Origin of the sequence: Micromonospora sp. WMMD712 (genome assembly GCF_029581295.1) — a bacterium.
Taxonomy (GTDB): domain Bacteria; phylum Actinomycetota; class Actinomycetes; order Mycobacteriales; family Micromonosporaceae; genus Micromonospora; species Micromonospora carbonacea.
Genome location: NZ_CP120743.1, coordinates 1912007 through 1930716, shown reverse-complemented (window position 1 = coordinate 1930716; position 18710 = coordinate 1912007). Strand labels below are relative to the sequence as shown.

Sequence of the window (18710 nt, the reverse complement as noted above, 5' to 3'; positions counted from 1 at the left end):
TTAATTGATGGCTGTATCGTTGTGCGCGGTGGCGCGGCGCGCTGTCAGACGGGCCAGGGCGTTCCTGCCCCGGCCTCGGCTGCGCTCGGACCAGGGTCGGCCGATGCTGGTGCGAGGACGGCGAGGAGCGCCTCCAACCGGCCGTCGAGCGGTCCACTCAACTCCAGGACTGGAGTGTCCTGCCACGCGTCGAGCGGGTCGTCGTACACCAGTTCCAGGAGCGCGTCGTTCATTCGCGCCCGAAGGCCGGGCAACTCCGCGGCGGGCAGGATCCGCTCGGTCTCCGGCGTGATCACCGCGATGACCAGCAGATCGAGGGACGCGAACGCGGGGCGCAACGTGGAGGCGTCGGCCTCCTCCGCCGGGTCCGCTCCGTGTGCGGCCAGGTATGCGAGACAGTCGAGCGGTGTCCGGTCGAAGACGGCCCTGGACGGTGACGGCGACCGCAGGCTCCGGACCGAGCAGGCCAGCATCGCCCGGTAGTCCTCCGGCGACGGCGGGAAACCGAACTCGTACCCCTGCTCCTCCAGAAGGTGGTACGGCTCGTCGACCATGACATGTCCCGGCAGGCGCGCACACAGCGCTTCGGCCAGCGTGGTCTTTCCGATCCCGTGCGTCCCGGAGACCGCGACCCTCATCCGCGCTCCCACCTCTCGACGGTTCTCGGCGATCATAGGCTCGCGCCAGCGCGGCTGGCCTTCGTCCCGGCGCGACGATGTCGGGGCGGAGCAGCCGGATCGGGCGGCACGGACCGGTGTCGCGCCCCCGGCCCCGGCCCCGGGGCCGGCCGGAACGACGCCGCGTGGTCACCGGGCGTCGGTGGTGTCCGTGCCGGCCGTTCCGGGGCGGCCGGTCAGACACGCCCGGGTGGCCGCCGTCGCCGGATGGTCGACGCCGAACCATCTGGTCTGCTCCCTGAGCAGCCGTTCGAGGAGGTCGGTGGCCTCGGCGTGGCGTCCCTGGCCCTGTAGGGCGCGGCCGAGCCAGTAGCGGGGACAGTTGTCGAGGGTCTCCGGGTGGTCGGGGCCCAGCAGGCGGGCACGAGCGGCGACGACCGTGCGCAGCACCGCCTCGGCCTCCTCGTGGCGGTCGTCGAGCACGTAGCCCTCGGCGAGTGAATGGTAGGCGTCGAGGACCTCCACGTGGTCGTCGCCGAGCACCGCCCGACGGTCCGCGATCACGCTCCGGTACTCGGCCTCGGCCTCGGCGGGGGATCCGGTGCGCCAGGTCGCCCAGGCGAGGCAGCACCGGGTGTGCAGCGTGTCCGGATGGTCGGCCCCCAGCAGGCGTCGACGTGCTTCGCCGACCGCGGTCAGTCCGGCTCGTGCCGACTCCCAGTCCCCGGTCCTGCCGATCGACCAGGCGAGCTTGTGGCGCACGTCCAGCACGGGCAGCGGCGGCGGGTCCGCCTGGCTCTCCCAGGTCCGGAGCACCGAGGCCAGCATGGTGCTGGCGGTGTCCCAGTCGCCGTTGCGGCCGGTTGCCCAGGCCAGCTCCGCGCGGAGGTTCAGGCGCGCGGGGTGGTCCTCGTCGAGGGGGGTGGTGCGGGCGAGCGCGTGGGAGGCGAGTTGTCCGCTGGCGTCGGCCGCGCCGCTCCACGCCGCGGCGGCCACCAGCCGGGCTGCGACGTCGAGCAGCGCGGTGAGGTGCTCGTCGTCGAGGTGGGCCAGGCTCGTGTCGAGGAGCTGCCGGACGTGCGGGCTGACGATGGCGGCCAGTGGCCAGGTGCGGCTGTCGTCGGAGCGCAGCGGAGCGAGTGCCGCGACGACTGCTTCCACGGCCGCCTGGTGCGGTGCGCCGGCGGCCCGGCTGCGGCTGGCCTCGCTGACCAGCGGATGCAGCGACGCCGTCCGGATCCGCGTCCCGTGCCGCTCCAGGTGTCCTTCGGCGACGAGGCTCAACTGCGCCAGCCCGCGGAGCGCGGTGTGCAGGTGCCGCTGGCGGCCGGCTTCGTCGGCGGGGCCGCCGAGCAGCGCGTCGACCGCCTCGCAGGCGAGGAGGTCGACCGGGATCGGCAGGTTCGGGGCGTAGCAGGACAGCAGCCGCAGCAGCGGCGTCGCGTGCGGCAGGCCCTCCCCGGTGAGACTGGCCAGGGATATCTCGAAGGTCGTTGCCGGGACCTGGCGCGGATCCGGGGGCCCGCCGACGCCCCGGTCCACGTGGAGCAGGCCGGTCACGTCCCCTGCGGCGAGCGCGCTCTCGTACTCCGCGAGCGACTCCCATCGGGAGAACTCCCGGCCGATGTCGCTGCCGGCGACCTTGAGCGCCAACGGCAGGCCGCCGAGACGGTGCGCGAGACGGCGCGCCGCCGCCTCGCTGCCGCCGCCGGTCAGGTCCAGCAGCATCCGCGCGGCCGGTCCCTCGGCGAGCGGCCCGAGCCGGATCACCTCGGCGGCGCGTCCCCACAGGTGCGGGCTACCGACCCGGCTGGTGACCAGGACCAGCCCCCGTCCGCTCGGCCGGAGCCAGCCTGTGCCGTCCAGCGCGCCGAGCACCCGCAGTTCGTCGGCGTCGTCGATGACCAGCAGCCAGCCGCGACGCGCCCGGGACAGCAGCTCCCACCAGAGGTCCCGGGCGCGCGCGGTGCCCGCCCGGAGTTCGTCGGCGTCGGCAGGGGTGGCGCCGAGGGTCTCCGCGACGTGGACGAGCCCGTCGGCGAACGTCTCCGGCGTGCGCGCCGAGATCCACCAGGCGCTGCGGCCGCGCCGGGCGGCCGCGTGCTCGTGCAGGGCCAGCGCCAGGGCGGACTTCCCGACCCCGCCGAGGCCGGCCAGCACCCGGAACCGTCCTCCCGGACGGGCCAGCGCCGACCGCAGCCGGGCCAGCTCGGTCTCGCGTCCGTGCAGCACCCGGGGCGCATCACCGGTCGGCGCGGTCACCGGTCGGCGCGGCGGGCCCGCCGCGGCCCCTTCGGCCTGCGGCGTCCGCTGCCGCAGCGGAAGCCAGACACCGAGCACGCCGGCCACCGCTCCCAGCACGCCCGTGACCTTCGCGATGGCCGGGGCGTCCAGGGCGAGGGCGGCGGCAACGACAGCGGCCACGGCGACCACGCCACCGACCAGCCGGAGTCGAGCCCGGCGAGAGCTGAGGTGGACTGCCACCACCAGCATTGTGGTCGGTCGGATCAACCCCGGTCGCTGCGTCGGGCACTGCCCGGCGGGGCGGCGCGGCGACGGTGGGCCGCCGCCGGGGGATCAGCGGCCTGCGCTGCGCGAACCCCACCTCCGCCACCGACGGCGGCGGAGGTGGGGCAGTGTTCACCACGGGGTACGGGCACCCGGCCCGCAGGTCGACGCGGGCTAGGAGTGCGGCTTGTCGACGTACCCGATCTCCTCCAGCTTGCCGTCGATGAGCCGGTAGGTGGCCGTCCGCTCGATCACCAACTCGACCATCGACGCGTCGTCGGGCCGGGTCAGGTAGACCACGTGCGCCTGCCCGGCGCTGATGGTGACCTTCTCGACCGGGGTGCGGTCGCCGAGGTCGACCGTGCCGACGTAGGCCGGGGTGCCCTTGACGTTGCGCCAGAGCACGATGCCCCAGAACTTGCCCGTCCCGCCTCCGTCGAGCATCACCGCACGCACCGCGTCGGCGGCGCCGTCGCCGGTCAGGTCGCCGATCGCGCAGGGGGGTTGCAGGGCGACCACCACGCCGTCCTCACCGGCCCAACGCCCCTCGGTCAGCGGGATCGGGTCGGGGTAGTCGTTGTACCGCACCTTGGCGCTGCCCAGCTCCGACTCGGCCACCTGGTCGCAGGTCAGCGCGGCGACCTTCGCGGGCGGGGCGGCGGTCGGCGAGACGTTGTCGTTCTCGCTGCTGCCGTCGCCGAACGGCTCGTCGGTCACCGGTGACTCCGACGGTGTGCTGCTCCCGCCGGGGTCCGGCGTGGTGCCATCGTTGATCTCGATCGTGCAACCGCCCGCCACGAGGACCAGGGCGAGCGCGGCCAGCGGCAGCAGCGTCCTGCGCATGTTTTTCCTTTCGATCAGGTCGGCCGCAGCGTAGTGCGCCCCCGCCACTGCCCGGCCGGCCCCCGCGTCCGGCGCGCGGGCCCCCGGCGCGGCCCCACCGCGCGGCGACCTGGCCGGGGGCGGCCGCCCCGGCTGTCCACGGTGGCGTCCGGCCAGGGACGCGCCGCGACGCGTCAACCGATGCCGTCGACGGCCGCCCGGAGCGCATTGATCGACGGGTCCCAGCTGAAGTTCAGGACGGGCAGGCCGGATGCGGCGGCGTTGCTGTCGCCGCCGAGGACCACCGCGCGCGGCTTGCCGGTGCCCTGGGGGACCACGAGATACCAGCTGCCCCGTACGTTGGCGATGAACACTTCGTCTACCTCCTGGTCGGGTGGGTTGGGGGTGGCGACGTCTCCGACGTAGCTCTCGAAGTCCGCCGTCGCGCCGAAGTTCGTCGGACTTCCGGTGTTCAGCCAGAGACTCGTGTGCACGTGCGGCCCGACGCCCTGGTCGCTGCCGTTCGCCGAGGCGCCGGAGTAGGCGATCGTCTGCCCGCGAGACACGCGTTGACCGGTCGAGACGGCGACCGCCGACAGGTGCAGGTGCCGGGTGTAGTTGCCGTCGTCGTGGGCCATTCCCACGACCCGCCCGGTCGCGGTCGAGGTGTCGGTCTTCACGTAACGGATCGTGCCGCTCGCCGCAGCCACGACGGGCGTGCCGGTGCCGACCGCGTAGTCGGTGCCCGGCTCGCCCGAGGGCGGCGTCCGGTTGCGGTGGTCCTGCCAGGAGCTCGAGATACGGACGTTCCCGCACGGCCGCTGATAGCTGCCGGCGGCCCGGGCGGAGCCGGGCAGCAGGGCGAAGGCGGCCGACACCCCGGACGCCGCCAACGCGGCCCCGGTGATGAACCCCCGCCTGGACAGCCCGCGCAGGTAGGCGACGCCGGCGAGCTCCTCCGGCCGCAGCTCGCCGGGGCTGACACCGTGCGGGTCGGGGCGGGGCTCCTCGTTGAGGATCATCAATGCAAACTAGGGCTACTTCCGTTGCGGGGCAAGGGGTGCTGAGCCCCGGGCGGCAGACGGGGACGCTCCGCGAGGGCTTCGGCCCCGATGTCTGCTCCCCGCCGGGGCCGCGTGCGATCAGACGGCGTAGGGCTGCACGCGTTGCTCGTGGCGAGCGTGCCTGAAGCTCAGCTCGTCGAGATTGCCCCTGAGGATGAGCTCCTGTGTCTCCCGGAGAAATCGGCACGGTTCCAGGCCGAGCTCCTCGCGGATCTGCCGTCGCGCCGTCTGGTACACCTCAAGCGCGTCGGCGCGGCGACCGGACTGGCTGAGCGCCTCCATGAGGAACGCGTAGAGCTTCTCCCGGAGCGGGAACTCGGCGATCAGTCCGTACAGTATCCGCACGGCCTGGCTGCTCTGGTCCGACGCGAGCAGCGAGCGGGCCAGCATTTCGGTGCACTCGACCCGCAGTTCCTCGGCCCAGTTGGCGAACTCCCGGATGATCGGCCCTTTGTAGGAGGATGCCTGGACCGGCTCCCGCCAGTGCCGCAGCGCCTCGGTCAGGGTCTCGACGGCCAGGTCGTGCCGGTGGACCGAGCGCTGTAGGCGCGCCTTCTCGGCCAGGGCCACGAACAGTTCGAGGTCGAGTTCGTCGCTGCCGAGTTCCAGCATGTAGCCGGGTGCCCGCGTCGTTATGACGCAGTTGTTGCGCGAGAACCTGTTGAGCACCTTGCGGAGCTGGGACACGTACACGTGGATGGAGGCCCGGGCTCGGATGGGAGGCCTGTCACCCCACAGTTCCATGGCTAGCTGATCGAGAGACAGAATGTGTCCGTTGCGGATCAGGAGCGTCCGCAGCAGCACCTCCACCTTGTGCGTCCCCACCGATGGCGTTTCCTTGCCGGCCGTGATGCGAACGGGACCAAGAATCTCGTATCTCAAGCCGTGGCCTCCAAGTACTCCAATCGGAGCGATGCGACGATAGCAGACCTCATTCTGGCGGAAACAGTTTCTTCTCGCGCTTAGGCGCAGATCGCCGCCCCCGTCCGGCAGCTGTTCATTCGAGCCGGACGAACTCTAACAAGCGGCTTGTTGTGCAGCAAATGGCAAAACTTGTGTGATCTACGACACACCATGGCCTCGGGCCGATTCACCTGGGATTTTATTGGGATTTTAGCGCCGCAAGAAGTGGCTTGTCGGACTACCGCAGTGTATGTCAGACATGCTGTTAACGCTCTTCTTGCAGTTGCACAGAGTTATGTTGGGCGCATTTCACAAGCGATGATCATGGTCGATGGATTTCTGTGCGCGTGGCGGATCCGACGTCGTCGGTCGCGTCGGGGCGGCCCCCTGTCGTGGCGTCGTTCGACCTTGCCCCGCCGTGGGTCGGGGCTCCGCGTCGTGGACCGGCTCCGGCGTCGCGCGGCGTCGGCGCGGGGCGCATTCGCCCCGGCGTGGGGGTGGGGGTCGGCCGGCCCGACGACCGCCGGGCCGGAGGACATGCACGCACGGTGACGAATCCTGTTCCCGCGGTGGCGGTCGGAGGTGGGCGTCCCCCGATGTCGCGGCGGCCGTACGGCGGGGCGGGGTGGCGGCGGTCGGAGCGTGGGCCCGCGGCGGGGGTGGCGGCGGGTGGAGCCTGGCCCGCGGCGGGGGCGTGGACGCCGCACATCCGGGCGCGCGTCCCCGGTGGCGTCCCGCTGGCCGGTGGGCGGGGACGGTCAGCCGTCGCCGTCGCCGTCGCCGTCGGGGCCGGGGCCGGGGCCGGGCGGCGGCGCGGGATGCCCGGCAGGCGCGCCAGCCTGCTGGTGCAGGGTCGCGTTGATGGCGTCGGTCAGCAACTCGTTGACCAGCTCGGCCTGCTTGTCCCTGCCGGCCATGTCCAGCCGCCAACGCAGGAGGGCCAGGATGGTGCGGATGTCGTGGAGCTCGGTGCGCAGTTCGCCGTCGGGAGGGCCGGGGTGCAGGTCCCCGCAGGCGGCTCTCACCGCCGCGGCGGTGACGTATGCCCCGACTGAAAGACCGGCTTTGTCGGCCGCCAATTGGACCAGCCGCAACTCGTCGTCGTTGAAACGCAGCGGGCCGACGCGATGGTCTCGTCGTTGTTTCGTCTTAGCCCGCCGATTGGCCGTCGACCTGGTCATGACGAGTCCTCGCCCCTGCTAGCGCCGCCCTGGTGCACACATCTGCGGGCAAGAATACGCCCTGCGTGTGGTCGGGCACAGGTTTGCGACTCGGGGCGCGGTTCCGCGCGCACCCGTCGGCGCGGTGATCCGTGGGCCGCAACTCCCGGCGGGCTCGGAGCTCTCGGGGTCGGATTGGACCCGACGCCTTGTCCCCGGTGGCGCGACCATCGGCGGGACCGACGACCGGCTGGGGCCCGCGGTGGGCCGGGCGCGGTCACGCGCCGGCGGCCCTCGTGCCCAGGGCGTCGTCGGCGGCCCGAGTGGCCAGGGACCGTCCCCGGTCGCCGTGGGCGGCGGCGACCCGACGGGGATCCCGGCGGCCGACGTCGCCGCCCCGGCCGGCGCGCTCCGGGAACGCCGCCTCCACCGGCCGTGACGGAACGGCGGCGACTCGGAATGCTCCCGACCGTTGTGGGAAAGGCGCTTTCGCCATGGTGCCGTCAATTCGCCTGCTGCCGTCAATGGGGACGACGGCGGCGCACAAATGATCCGGCAGGCGCGCGGGATCACCTTCAAGTTGGCATTCCGCCGTCGAATCCTGGAGCATCAGGAGCGCCTCCTCCGAGCGGGCGTGCGCGCAATGCAGTTCGCTTCGGTGTCTGCGGGGTTCGGTTCGGAAACCAGGTTCGGGAAGGTGGGCGGGTCACGGCTCCGGACGCCGGACGCCGGACGCCGGGCGCGGGCCGCCGGACGCCGGCCGCGGGGCGCGGGCCGCCCGGCCGGTCGCGCCGTCGTCGCCCCGGCCGGGGAGATCCCCGCCACCCGGGCGGTTGCGCCCCGCGCGGCTGCTGGAGGTCGCCGAGCCGTCGGCGATAGGGTGGGCCGACCGATCTCGACAACCCATGATCCGACCCGGGGGGGGCGCCACGCATGGGCGATTCGTTCGCGCATCTGCACGTGCACACCGAGTACTCGATGCTCGACGGTGCAGCCCGGCTGAAGGACCTCTTCGCCGAGGCCAACCGGCTCGGCATGCCGGCGGTCGCGATGACCGACCACGGCAACATGCACGGCGCGAACGACTTCTACAAGCAGGCCATGGCCGCCGGGATCACCCCGATCCTGGGCGTCGAGGCGTACGTGGCGCCGGAGTCGCGCTACCACAAGGCGCGGGTGAAGTGGGGCCGGCCGGAGCAGAAGAGCGACGACGTCTCCGGTAACGGCGCGATCACCCACATGACGATGTGGGCGGCGAACAAGACCGGGCTGCACAACCTGTTCACCCTCAACTCGCGCGCCTCCATGGAGGGCCACTACGTCAAGTGGCCCCGGATGGACATGGAGCTGATCGCCGAGCACGCCGAGGGGATCATGGCCACCACCGGGTGCCCTTCGGGCGCGGTGCAGACCCGGCTGCGGCTGGGCCAGTTCGACGAGGCGATCAAGGTTGCCTCCGCGTACCAGGACATCTTCGGCAAGGACAACTACTTCCTGGAGCTGATGGACCACGGCCTCTCCATCGAGCGCCGGGTCCGCGACGGGCTCACCGAGATCGGCAAGAAGCTCGGCATCCCGCCGGTGGTGACCAACGACTCGCACTACACGCACGAGGCGCAGGCCGAGGCGCACGACGTCCTGCTGTGCGTGCAGACCGGCAGCAACATCGCCGACCCCAACCGGTTCCGCTTCGAGGGCGGCGGCTACTTCATCAAGTCCGCCGACCAGATGCGCGCCGTCGACTCCTCCGACCTGTGGCTCCAGGGCTGCCGCAACACGCTGCTGGTGGCGGAGAAGGTCGACCCGGCGGGGATGTTCGAGTTCCACAACCTGATGCCGCGGTTCCCGATCCCCGAGGGGGAGACGGAGGAGTCGTGGTTCCGCAAGGAGACGTTCAGGGGCCTCGCCCGGCGGTTCCCGGGCGGGGTCCCCGAGGGTCACGTGGTGCAGGCGGAGTACGAGCTGGGCGTCATCATCCAGATGGGCTTCCCGTCCTACTTCCTCGTGGTCGCCGACTTCATCCAGTGGGCGAAGAGCCAGGGCATCGCGGTGGGCCCGGGCCGTGGTTCGGCGGCGGGTTCCCTGGTCGCGTACGCGTTGGGGATCACGGACCTGGACCCGATCCCGCACGGGCTGATCTTCGAGCGGTTCCTCAACCCCGAGCGGGTCTCGATGCCGGATGTCGACATCGACTTCGACGAGCGCCGGCGCGGTGAGGTCATCAAGTACGTCACCGACAAGTGGGGCGAGGACAAGGTCGCACAGATCGCCACCTTCGGCACGATCAAGGCGAAGGCCGCGATCAAGGACTCGGCGCGGGTGCTCGGCTACCCCTACGCGGTGGGGGACCGGATCACCAAGGCGATGCCCCCGGCGGTGATGGGCAAGGACATCCCGCTGTCGGGCATCTTCGACCCGAAGCACCCGCGCTACGCGGAGGCGGGCGAGATCCGGGGCCTGTACGAGTCGGACCCGGACGTGAAGAAGGTCATCGACACGGCGAAGGGCATCGAGGGGCTGATCCGGCAGACCGGCGTGCACGCCGCCGGGGTGATCATGTCGGCGGAGCCGATCATCGAGCACATCCCGCTGATGCGGCGCGACTCCGACGGGGTGATCATCACCCAGTTCGACTACCCGACGTGCGAGTCGCTCGGGCTGTTGAAGATGGACTTCCTCGGCCTGCGCAACCTCACGATCATCGACGACGCGGTCAAGAACATCCAGCTCAACCACGGCAAGGACCTGGACCTGTTGGGCCTGGACCTGGACGACAAGGCCGCCTACGAGCTGCTGGCGCGCGGCGACACGCTCGGGGTGTTCCAGCTCGACGGCGGGCCGATGCGGTCGCTGCTGCGGCTGATGAAGCCGGACAACTTCGAGGACATCTCCGCCGTCCTCGCGCTGTACCGGCCGGGCCCGATGGGCGTGGACTCGCACACCAACTACGCGCTGCGCAAGAACGGCCTGCAGGAGATCACGCCGATCCACCCGGAGCTGGAGGAGCCGCTGCGGGAGATCCTCGCCCCCACCCACGGCCTGATCGTCTACCAGGAGCAGGTGCAGCGGGCCGCGCAGATCCTCGCCGGCTACACCCTGGGCCAGGCCGACCTGCTGCGGCGGGCGATGGGCAAGAAGAAGAAGGAGATCCTCGACAAGGAGTTCGTGCCGTTCCGGGACGGCTGCCGCGAGCGTGGCTACTCCGACGAGGCGATCCAGGCCGTGTGGGACGTCCTCGTGCCGTTCGCCGGGTACGCGTTCAACAAGGCGCACTCGGCGGCGTACGGCCTGGTGTCGTACTGGACGGCGTACCTGAAGGCGCACTACCCGGCCGAGTACATGGCGGCGCTGCTGACCTCCGTCGGCGACGACAAGGACAAGATGGCCCTGTACCTGTCGGAGTGCCGGCGGATGGGCATCCAGGTCCTCCCGCCCGACGTGAACACCTCCGCCGGGCCGTTCACTCCGGTCGGCAAGGACATCCGGTTCGGCCTCGCGGCGATCCGCAACGTCGGGGCGAACGTGGTGACCTCGATCATGCGGTGCCGCCAGGAGAAGGGCGAGTACGCCGACTTCTACGACTTCCTGGCCAAGGTCGACGCGGTGGTGTGCAACAAGAAGACGATCGAATCGCTGATCAAGGCCGGCGCGTTCGACGTCATGCAGCACAGCCGCAAGGGGCTGCTCGCCGTGCACGCCGACGCGATCGACGCGTACGCCGACGTCAAGCGCAAGGAGGCCGTCGGCCAGTACGACCTGTTCGGCGCCGGCTTCGGCGACGCCGAGACCGCCGGCGGCAACACCACCGTCATGCCGACCATCGGCGAGGCCGAGTGGGACAAGCGCGACAAGCTCGCCTTCGAACGGGAGATGCTCGGGCTCTACGTCTCCGACCACCCCCTGTTCGGCCTCGAACACGTCCTCGGCGCGGCGGCCGACTGCACCATCGCCGCCCTCTCCGAGGAGGGCACCGTCCCCGACGGCGCGGTGGTCACCCTCGCCGGCATCCTCTCCGGCGTGCAGCGCCGCGTCACCAAGCAGGGCCGGGCGTGGGCGTCGGCCACCCTGGAGGACCTGGCCGGCGGCGTGGAGGCCCTGTTCTTCCCCAACACGTACGAGGTGATCGGCCAGTACATCGCCGAGGACGCCATCGTCGTGGTCAAGGGCCGGGTCGACCGCCGCGACGACACCCCCCGCATCATGGCGATGGACATGCAGCTGCCCGACGTCACCAGCAACCCGGGCAGCAAGCCGGTCACCCTCACCATCCCCGTGCACCGGTGCACCCCGCCCCTGGTCGAACGCCTCAAGGAGACCCTCGTCCTGCACCCCGGCGACACCGAGGTCCACGTCAAGCTCCTCAACGGCGGCAAGACCACCACCCTGCGCCTCGGTCCCTTCCGGGTCGCCGCCACCACGGCCCTGATGGGCGACCTCAAGAGCGTCCTCGGGCCGGCCAACGTGAGCTGACCCTCCCCGCCCGGCCCGGCCCCGGTCAGGCCGGGCGGTATTCCACCTCGGGGCGGCCCGGGGTGCCGTAGCGGGGCGCGCGCACCGCCCGCTCGGCGGCCACCAGATACTCCAGGTACCGCCGGGCGGTGACCCGGGAGATGCCGGCCAGCCCCGCCACCTCGGAGGCGGACCGGCCGGCGTCGTCGGCGAGCGAGCCGAGCACCGCGCGCAGCGTCTGCTCGTCGAGCCCCTTCGGCAGCGTGTGCGCCGCCGGGCCCCGCAGGGTGGCGAACATCCGGTCCACCTCGTGCTGGGCGGCCACCTCCCCCTCGGCCAGCACCTGACGGCGGTACTCGGCGTAGCGGTGCAGCTTGTCGCGGAACGCCGCGAACGTGAACGGCTTGAGCAGGTAGTGGGTCACGCCGAGCGACACGGCCGTGCGGACCACCGCCAGGTCCCGGGCCGACGTCACGGCCAGCACGTCCACCGTGCTGCCGGCGGCCCGCAGCGCCCGGCACACCTCCAGCCCGTGCAGGTCGGGCAGCCGGAAGTCGAGCAGGACGAGGTCGACGGGGTGCTCCGCGCGCCGCCGCAGCGCCGCCATCGCCTCCCGGCCGGTGTGCGCCACCCCGACCACCACGAACCCCGGCACCCGCTCGGTGTACGCGCGGTGCGCCTCGGCCAGCAGCGGCTCGTCCTCCACCACGAGCACCCGGACGTCCGTCACGGCCGCCCCGCCCGGTCCGGTGCCGCGGCCGGCTTCGCCACCGGCAGCCGTACGGTGAACAGGGTGCCGCCGTCGGCGGAGCGCCCCACGTCGGCCCGGCCGCCGTGGCGGCGCACCACCTGGCCGACGAGGGCCAGGCCGAGGCCCCGCCCGGTGCTCTTGGTCGACCAGCCGCGCCGGAACGCGTCGGCCACCCGGTCCGGCGTCAGCCCCGGCCCGCTGTCGCCGACCCGGACCACGACGGCCTCGTCGTCGGCGCCGACGAAGACCCGCACCCGCCGGGGCGGCGCGCTGCCGGCGACCGCCTCCAGCGCGTTGTCGACCAGGTTCCCGACTACGGTGATCAGGTCCGTCACGGGCAGCGGGGTCCCGTCGAGCCGGCAGTCCGGCTCCACCACCAGGTCCACGCCCCGCTCGCCGGCCTGCGCCGACTTGCCCAGCAGCAGGGCGGCCAGGGCCGGCTCGGTCACCGCGCCGACCACCCGGTCGGTGAGCTGCTGGGCCACCGCCAGGTCCTCGGTGGCCAGCCGGACCGCCTCGTCGGCCCGGCCCAGCTCCACCAGCGTCAGCACGGTGTGCAGCCGGTTGGCCGACTCGTGGGTCTGCGCCCGCAGCGCGTCGGTCAGCGCCCGCACCGAGTCCAGCTCGCTGGTGAGCGTGCGCAGCTCCGTCTGGTCCCGCAGGGTCAGCACCGTGCCGAGGCGGCGCCCCTCGAACAGCGCGGTGCGCTGGTTGACCACCAGCACCCGGTCGCCCGCCACCACCGCCTCGTCGTGCGCGTCCCGCCCGGACGCCAGCAGCTCCGCCACGGCCGGCGGCAGGTCGACCTGCCCGGCCGGCCGGTCCACCACCGCCGCGTCGTCGGCGAGCCCCAGCAGCCGCCGCGCCTCGTCGTTGACCAGGGCCACCCGGCGGTCCACCGTCGCCACCACCAGCCCCTCCCGCACCGAGTGCAGGACCGCGTCGTGGTACTCGTACATCCGGGTCATCTGGGCGGGGCCCAGGCCGTGCGTCTGCCGGCGCAGCCGCCGGCTCAGCAGCCACGAGCCGGCCGCCGCGACGGCGAGCGCCGGGGTGGCGGCGGCGAACAGCACGGGGGCCTGGGCCAGCAGGCGGCGGTTGATCGCGCGGGTGGTGATGCCGACGGAGACCAGCCCGACGACGCGGCCGTCGGCCGCGCGCACCGGCACCACCGCCCGCACCGACTCGCCGAGGGTGCCCACGTTGGTGGTGGTGAACGCCCGCCCGGCCAGCGCCGGACCGATGTCACCCACGAACGGCTGGCCGATCCGCTCCGGGCGGGGGTGGGAGTAGCGGGTCCGGTCGGGGGCCATCACCACCACGAAGTCCGTCCCGGTCGCCACCCGGGTGGCCTCCGCGTACGGCTGCAACGCCGCCGACGGGTCGGCGGCGGCGAGGGCCGCCCGCACGTCCGGGGAACCGGCCACGGTGTGCGCCACGGCCAGCACCTCCTCCCGGGCGGCGTCGCGCGCGTCGCTGCGGGCCAGCCACACCCCGCCGGCCGCGGCCACCAGCACCAGCAGGCCGACCACCAGGGCCTGGAGCGCGAAGAGCTGACCCGCGATGCTCCACTGCCGTCGGGCCACGACACCTCCTGTCCGCGTTGGGGCACGTCTCGGCTGCTGGGCAAGTGTGGCGCGCGGGCCCGCCGCCGATGTCGACCGTGGGTCACGGGAGTGAACAGAATGACCACAAGGCTGCCCTGCGGTGAGGCGCGGTTCACATTGTGGGCATGGACACCACCCCCACCGCCACCGCGAAGTCCACCCCCGCCCGCCGGGACCCCACCCGCTACCTCTACCTGGCCGTGATCGCCGCCGCGCTCGCCGGCATCGTCGTCGGGCTCGTCGCGCCCGAGGTCGGCAAGGCGCTGAAGCCGCTCGGCACCGGCTTCGTCGCGCTCATCAAGATGATGATCAGCCCGGTGATCTTCTGCACGATCGTCCTCGGCGTCGGCTCCGTGCGGCAGGCCGCGAAGGTCGGCAAGGTCGGCGGCCTCGCGCTCGGCTACTTCCTGCTGATGTCGACCGTCGCGCTGGCCATCGGGCTCGCCGTGGGCAACGTGATCCAGCCGGGCGCCGGCCTCGACCTGGGCGCGCAGACCGCCGACGCCGGCCAGGCGGCGGCCGCCGGCGAGAGCGGGGGTACGGCCGAGTTCCTGCTCGGGATCATCCCGACCACGCTGGTCTCGGCGCTCACCGGCGGCGAGGTGCTCCAGACGCTGCTGGTGGCCCTCCTGGTCGGCTTCGCCGTGCAGGGCCTGGGCGGCCGCGGCGAGCCCGTCCTGCGCGCCGTCGGGCTGCTGCAACGGCTCGTCTTCAAGGTGCTGGCAATGATCATGTGGGTGGCTCCGATCGGCGCGTTCGGCGCGATGGCCGCCGTCGTCGGCGCCACCGGCCTGGACGCGCTCACCAGCCTCGCCCAGATCATGCTCGGCTTCTACGCCACCTGCCTGATCTTCGTGGTCGTGGTGCTCGGCGCGCTGCTCTGGTTCGTCGCCCGCATCTCGATCTTCGCCCTGCTGCGCTACCTCGGCCGGGAGTTCCTGCTGATCCTGTCCACCTCGTCGTCGGAGTCGGCGCTGCCCCGGCTCATCGCCAAGATGGAGCACGTCGGCGTCAGCAAGCCGGTCGTCGGGATCACCGTGCCCACCGGCTACTCGTTCAACCTCGACGGCACCGCCATCTACCTGACCATGGCGGCGCTGTTCGTGGCCGACGCGATGGGCAAGCCGATGTCGATCGGCGAGCAGGTCGGCCTGCTCCTGTTCATGATCATCGCCTCGAAGGGCGCGGCCGGCGTCACCGGCGCGGGCCTGGCCACCCTGGCCGGCGGCCTCCAGTCGCACCGCCCCGACCTGCTCGACGGCGTCGGACTGATCGTCGGCATCGACCGGTTCATGTCCGAGGCGCGGGCGCTCACCAACTTCGCCGGCAACGCCGTGGCCACCGTCCTGGTCGGCACCTGGACCGGCGAGTTCGACCGCGCGCAGGCCCGCGACGTGCTCGCCGGCCGCCGCCCCTTCGACGAGGCCACCATGCTCGACGAGGACGCCCCCGGCGACGACCCGCAGCCGCCGGCCGGGCCGCAGCGCCCGGCGCTCAGCGGCACACCCGCCTGACCGGCCCCGGCGCCGCGCCCGCCCCGCCCCGGGCCCCCCGAACGCCGCCACCCCCGCATCGCCGCCGCGCCCGCCCGCCCCGGGCCCTCCGAACGCCGCCGCCCCCGCGTCGCCCGCCGCCTGCCGCGACCGGGGGCGGCGGCCACCATCGGTGAATTGGCGCTCACGGCGGCGGCCCCGACCGCACTACCGTCGGCGGCATGGAGTTGGAGCAGGCACGCAAGCTGTGGCAGCCGCAGCCCGGCTGGCTGAACACCGCCAGCTACGGGCTGCCGCCCGAGCCGGCCTGGGCGGCGGTGCAGGAGGCCCTGGCCGACTGGCGGACGGGACGTACCTCCTGGGAGGGTTGGGACGACGCCACCCGGCGCTCCCGGGCGGCCTTCGCCGGGCTGGTCGGCGTGGCGGCCACCGACGTGACGGTCGGCAGCACCGTCGCCGGCCTCCTCGCCCCCGTCGCGGCGGCCCTGCCCGCCGGCGCCACCGTCGTGGCCCCCGAGGTGGAGTTCACCTCCAACCTCTTCCCCTGGCTGGCCCAGGCCGAGCGGGGGGTGCGGGTGCGCACCGTCCCGCTCGACGGCTTCGTCGACGCGATCGACACCGACACCGACCTGGTCGCGTTCAGCCTGGTGCAGTCCGCCGACGGCGCCGTCGCCGACTACGACCGGATCGTCGCCGCCGCCCGGGCCCACGACGCGCTGGTCGTCGTCGACGCGACCCAGGCGTGCGGCTGGCTGCCGTTCGACGCCGGCCTGGCCGACGTGGTCGCCGTCGGGGCGTACAAGTGGCTGATGGGGCCGCGGGGGTCGGCCCTGGCCTACCTGGCGCCGGCGCTGCGCGAGCGGCTGCGCCCCGACGGTGCCGGCTGGTACGCGGCCGAGGACCCGTTCTCCGCCTTCTACGGCCCGCCGCTGCGGCTCGCCGCCGACGCCCGGCGGTTCGACCAGTCCCCGGCGTGGTTCAGTTGGATCGGCACCGCCCCCGCCCTGGAACTGCTCGCCGAGATCGGCCTGCCTGCCGTGCGCGAGCACGACGTGGCGCTGGCCAACCGGTTCCTCGCCGGGCTGGGCCGCCCGCCCGGCGACAGCGCGATCGTCGCCGTCGAGGTGCCCGGCGCGCAGGAGAAGCTCGAACGTGCGGGCATCCGGGCGGCGGTGCGCGCCGGCCGGATCCGGGCGTCGTTCCACCTCTACACCACCGAGGCCGACGTCGACCTGGCCCTCGACGCGCTGGCCGGCTGACGCGCTGGCCGGCTGACGCGTTTGCCCTGCCGACGCGTTTGCCCTGCTGGCCGGCTGACGCGCTGGCCGGCCGACGTGGTTGCCCTGCCGGCCTGCTCGCCCGCGGGCCTGCGGGCCGGCTGATCTTGCTGACGCGCCGCCGGCCCGGCCCGACTACCGGCTGACGCCGGCCGTGAGCCGGCGCCGGTCGTGGCGGCTGCGCCCGCACGCGCCGCATCCGAATCACGCCGTCCGGACGAACCCCTGGTAGTGACCGTCTACCCGGGGGTACGTCGTGCTGACCGACTCGATGCCGGCCGAGGCCGTCGAGACCGCGCGCAAGCGCCTCTCCGCAGCCGCCGAGGACCTCGACGCCAACGAGGTCGCCGCCCTGCTGCTGGCCCTGGCCGCCGACCACGGGGTGCTGGCGTCCTGGCAACAGGTCTGCGTCCCGCTGCTCGCCGCGCTGCGGGGCCACACGGCGGCCGAGGTCGCCACCGAGCACGCCCTCTCCGAGGGCGTGCGCATCGGCCTGGACGTGTTCCGCCGTGAGCCCGCCCGGCAACTGCCCACCGGAGGCGTGCTGCTCGCCGGCACCGAGCACGAGACCCACTGCCTCGGCCTGCACGCGCTCGCCGCCGCCCTGCGGGAACGCGGACGGGGCGCCCTGCTGCTCGGGCCCGCGCTGCCCTGGGCGGCGCTGGCCTCCGCCGTGCGCCGGGCCCGTCCGCACACCGTCGTGGTCTGGTCGCAGACCCCGGTCACCGGCCGCGCGTACCGGCTGGTCCGCTTCGGCCGCGACACCCCCGGGGTACGCGTGCACGCGGCCGGGCCGGGCTGGATCGAACCGCTGCCGCCCCCGTCGACCCGCTTGACGACCCTGGCCGCAGCCACCACCGCCTGCTTGCAAGGAAGGGCCCCTTGTTAACGCTTTCTGTAGTGGAGGGGCCCCTTCTTAACGTTCCTTGGCTGTTTTGGGGGCGGGGATGCCACCGGCCGGGTCCCTGGTGTTCGGGGGGCCCGGCCGGTGGCTGGTTGTGGTGTCAGCTGTTGTTCCAGTGTTGGGTGACGAGGTCGGCGGCCTGCTGTTCCCACTGGGCGTAGGCGTCGGGGTAGGCGGAGACCTGGACGGTCTGGGCGGCGTCGGTCAGGGCCATGTTCTGCCAGCCGTCGACCTGTCGCAGGCCCTTGAGGAATGCTGTCGTCGCGTACTCGGGGTCGGTGATCTGTTCGGGGGTGCCCCAGCCGCTGGAGGGGCGCTGTTGGAACAGGCCGAGGGAGTCGTGGTCGTTGCGGTCGCCGAGGTGGCCCAGGTTCTGCAGCTTCGACTCCTGCAACGCGGTGCCGATGGAGATGACCGCGGCGCGCTCGTCGAGGCCGGCCTTCTTGGTGGCGGCGATGATGGCGTTGACGTTGGCGGTCTGCTCCGGGTCGAGGTCGATGCGGGACTGGGTGCCCTGCACGCCGTGGGGGATGAGCTTCCCGGTGTCCACGCCAGCGGTCTTGTCGGCCTTGTCGGCCTGGACGGCGGCGACGGGCCGCGCGTCACCGGTGTCGGTGGTGGTGTGGTTCAGGGGGCCGGCGGCGAGGCCACCGGCGAAGGCGAGTCCGGCGATGCCGAGGACGCTCTTGCGCAGGATGGTCGTGTTCATCAGGGGTGACTCCAATCGGGGGGTCGGCACACCCTCACGCCCCGAACGGGGGTGGTGTGGGGGTGTGCGAGCACCACGTCGAGGCGCCCGAACAACGAACAAAGGGGGGAAAGACGAGGCAGGACCGGGCCGGCTGCCACATGTGGTGCCGGGCCGGGTCCGGGTGTAACGACCGGTGGCCCGTCCCCATTCCCGGCGGCTGCCTCGCCTTGGCGAGTGTGGTGCCGAGGCGGCTGGCCGGTCGCCCGGGGCGATTGCGGGGCTGGCGGCTGAGCCGGCACGCGGGCGGCCTGCGGAGGCCGGGGCCGGGGGGTCTGCTGGATCGGGGGAGCCTGGGTGGTGCTTCGGTCGTCCGTCGGGTGTAACACCCCCGGCCTTGGCGGGATTCCGGCCCGGGAGTGCCGCCGGTCACCCCGCGCCCGGGCGGTCCGGCCCGCCTCGTCGCC

The 18710-nt window shown here is 73.0% G+C and carries 14 protein-coding genes; 4 read left to right on the top strand and 10 right to left on the bottom strand.

From position 1 onward, the window contains the following. Positions 1-44: 44 nt before the first annotated feature. From O7633_RS08000 to O7633_RS07970, 7 genes are all read right to left on the bottom strand, one after another. Positions 45-638, bottom strand: coding sequence for an AAA family ATPase (locus O7633_RS08000; RefSeq protein WP_282328488.1), 594 nt, complete (start codon positions 636-638; stop codon positions 45-47). A 168-nt stretch (positions 639-806) separates the two neighbouring features. Beyond that, the gene (locus tag O7633_RS07995) at positions 807-3041 is read right to left on the bottom strand and encodes a tetratricopeptide repeat protein (protein WP_282327096.1); all 2235 of its coding nucleotides are present in this window, start codon (positions 3039-3041) and stop codon (positions 807-809) included. Positions 3042-3299: 258 nt separating this feature from the next. Further along, positions 3300-3968 carry a hypothetical protein gene (locus O7633_RS07990; RefSeq protein WP_278127705.1) on the bottom strand — a complete coding sequence of 223 codons (669 nt, stop codon included), beginning with the start codon at positions 3966-3968 and terminating at the stop codon, positions 3300-3302. Positions 3969-4141: 173 nt separating this feature from the next. Beyond that, on the bottom strand, positions 4142-4969 hold the full coding sequence (locus tag O7633_RS07985) for a M23 family metallopeptidase (protein WP_282327093.1): 828 nt from the start codon (positions 4967-4969) through the stop codon (positions 4142-4144). 120 nt (positions 4970-5089) lie between these two features. After that, the gene (locus O7633_RS07980; RefSeq protein ID WP_282327092.1) at positions 5090-5893 is read right to left on the bottom strand and encodes an AfsR/SARP family transcriptional regulator; all 804 of its coding nucleotides are present in this window, start codon (positions 5891-5893) and stop codon (positions 5090-5092) included. 779 nt (positions 5894-6672) lie between these two features. Beyond that, positions 6673-7095 carry a hypothetical protein gene (locus tag O7633_RS07975; protein WP_282327090.1) on the bottom strand — a complete coding sequence of 141 codons (423 nt, stop codon included), beginning with the start codon at positions 7093-7095 and terminating at the stop codon, positions 6673-6675. A 256-nt stretch (positions 7096-7351) separates the two neighbouring features. Beyond that, positions 7352-7504 (bottom strand): hypothetical protein, encoded by a 153-nt coding sequence (locus tag O7633_RS07970; protein WP_282327088.1) that lies wholly within the window; start codon positions 7502-7504, stop codon positions 7352-7354. Between the two features lie 503 nt (positions 7505-8007). On the opposite strand from O7633_RS07970, the gene dnaE reads away from it, so the two are divergent. After that, on the top strand, positions 8008-11544 hold the full coding sequence (dnaE, locus tag O7633_RS07965) for a DNA polymerase III subunit alpha (protein ID WP_282327085.1): 3537 nt from the start codon (positions 8008-8010) through the stop codon (positions 11542-11544). Between the two features lie 25 nt (positions 11545-11569). Here the strand turns inward: dnaE and O7633_RS07960 are convergent, their stop codons facing one another. Both O7633_RS07960 and O7633_RS07955 read right to left on the bottom strand, forming a co-directional pair. After that, positions 11570-12253 carry a response regulator gene (locus O7633_RS07960; RefSeq protein WP_282327083.1) on the bottom strand — a complete coding sequence of 228 codons (684 nt, stop codon included), beginning with the start codon at positions 12251-12253 and terminating at the stop codon, positions 11570-11572. Beyond that, positions 12250-13860, bottom strand: coding sequence for a sensor histidine kinase (locus tag O7633_RS07955; protein WP_282327081.1), 1611 nt, complete (start codon positions 13858-13860; stop codon positions 12250-12252). The genes O7633_RS07960 and O7633_RS07955 overlap by 4 nt, the downstream gene beginning before the upstream one ends. A gap of 146 nt (positions 13861-14006) precedes the next feature. Between O7633_RS07955 and O7633_RS07950 the strand changes: the two genes are divergently transcribed. The 3 genes from O7633_RS07950 to O7633_RS07940 all read left to right on the top strand — a co-directional run bounded on the left by O7633_RS07950 (position 14007) and on the right by O7633_RS07940 (position 17540). Beyond that, the gene (locus O7633_RS07950) at positions 14007-15395 is read left to right on the top strand and encodes a cation:dicarboxylase symporter family transporter (protein ID WP_282327080.1); all 1389 of its coding nucleotides are present in this window, start codon (positions 14007-14009) and stop codon (positions 15393-15395) included. A gap of 200 nt (positions 15396-15595) precedes the next feature. Beyond that, entirely contained in the window at positions 15596-16633 is a 1038-nt protein-coding gene (locus O7633_RS07945) for an aminotransferase class V-fold PLP-dependent enzyme (protein WP_282327079.1), read from the top strand. Positions 16634-16907: 274 nt separating this feature from the next. Beyond that, positions 16908-17540, top strand: a complete 633-nt coding sequence (locus O7633_RS07940) for a transcriptional regulator (protein WP_282327078.1) — start codon at positions 16908-16910, stop codon at positions 17538-17540. 115 nt (positions 17541-17655) lie between these two features. Here the strand turns inward: O7633_RS07940 and O7633_RS07935 are convergent, their stop codons facing one another. After that, a complete protein-coding gene (locus O7633_RS07935) occupies positions 17656-18264 on the bottom strand; it encodes a hypothetical protein (RefSeq protein WP_282327077.1) in 609 nt (202 codons plus the stop codon). Positions 18265-18710 lie beyond the last annotated feature (446 nt).

Coding starts and splice junctions, on each gene's coding strand:
- O7633_RS07950 (WP_282327080.1), top strand. CDS start 14,007: ATGGACACCACCCCCACCGCCACCGCGAAGTCCACCCCCGCCCGCCGG.
- O7633_RS08000 (WP_282328488.1), bottom strand. CDS start 638: ATGAGGGTCGCGGTCTCCGGGACGCACGGGATCGGAAAGACCACGCTG.
- O7633_RS07975 (WP_282327090.1), bottom strand. CDS start 7,095: ATGACCAGGTCGACGGCCAATCGGCGGGCTAAGACGAAACAACGACGA.
- O7633_RS07945 (WP_282327079.1), top strand. CDS start 15,596: ATGGAGTTGGAGCAGGCACGCAAGCTGTGGCAGCCGCAGCCCGGCTGG.
- O7633_RS07990 (WP_278127705.1), bottom strand. CDS start 3,968: ATGCGCAGGACGCTGCTGCCGCTGGCCGCGCTCGCCCTGGTCCTCGTG.
- dnaE (WP_282327085.1), top strand. CDS start 8,008: ATGGGCGATTCGTTCGCGCATCTGCACGTGCACACCGAGTACTCGATG.
- O7633_RS07935 (WP_282327077.1), bottom strand. CDS start 18,264: ATGAACACGACCATCCTGCGCAAGAGCGTCCTCGGCATCGCCGGACTC.
- O7633_RS07985 (WP_282327093.1), bottom strand. CDS start 4,969: ATGATCCTCAACGAGGAGCCCCGCCCCGACCCGCACGGTGTCAGCCCC.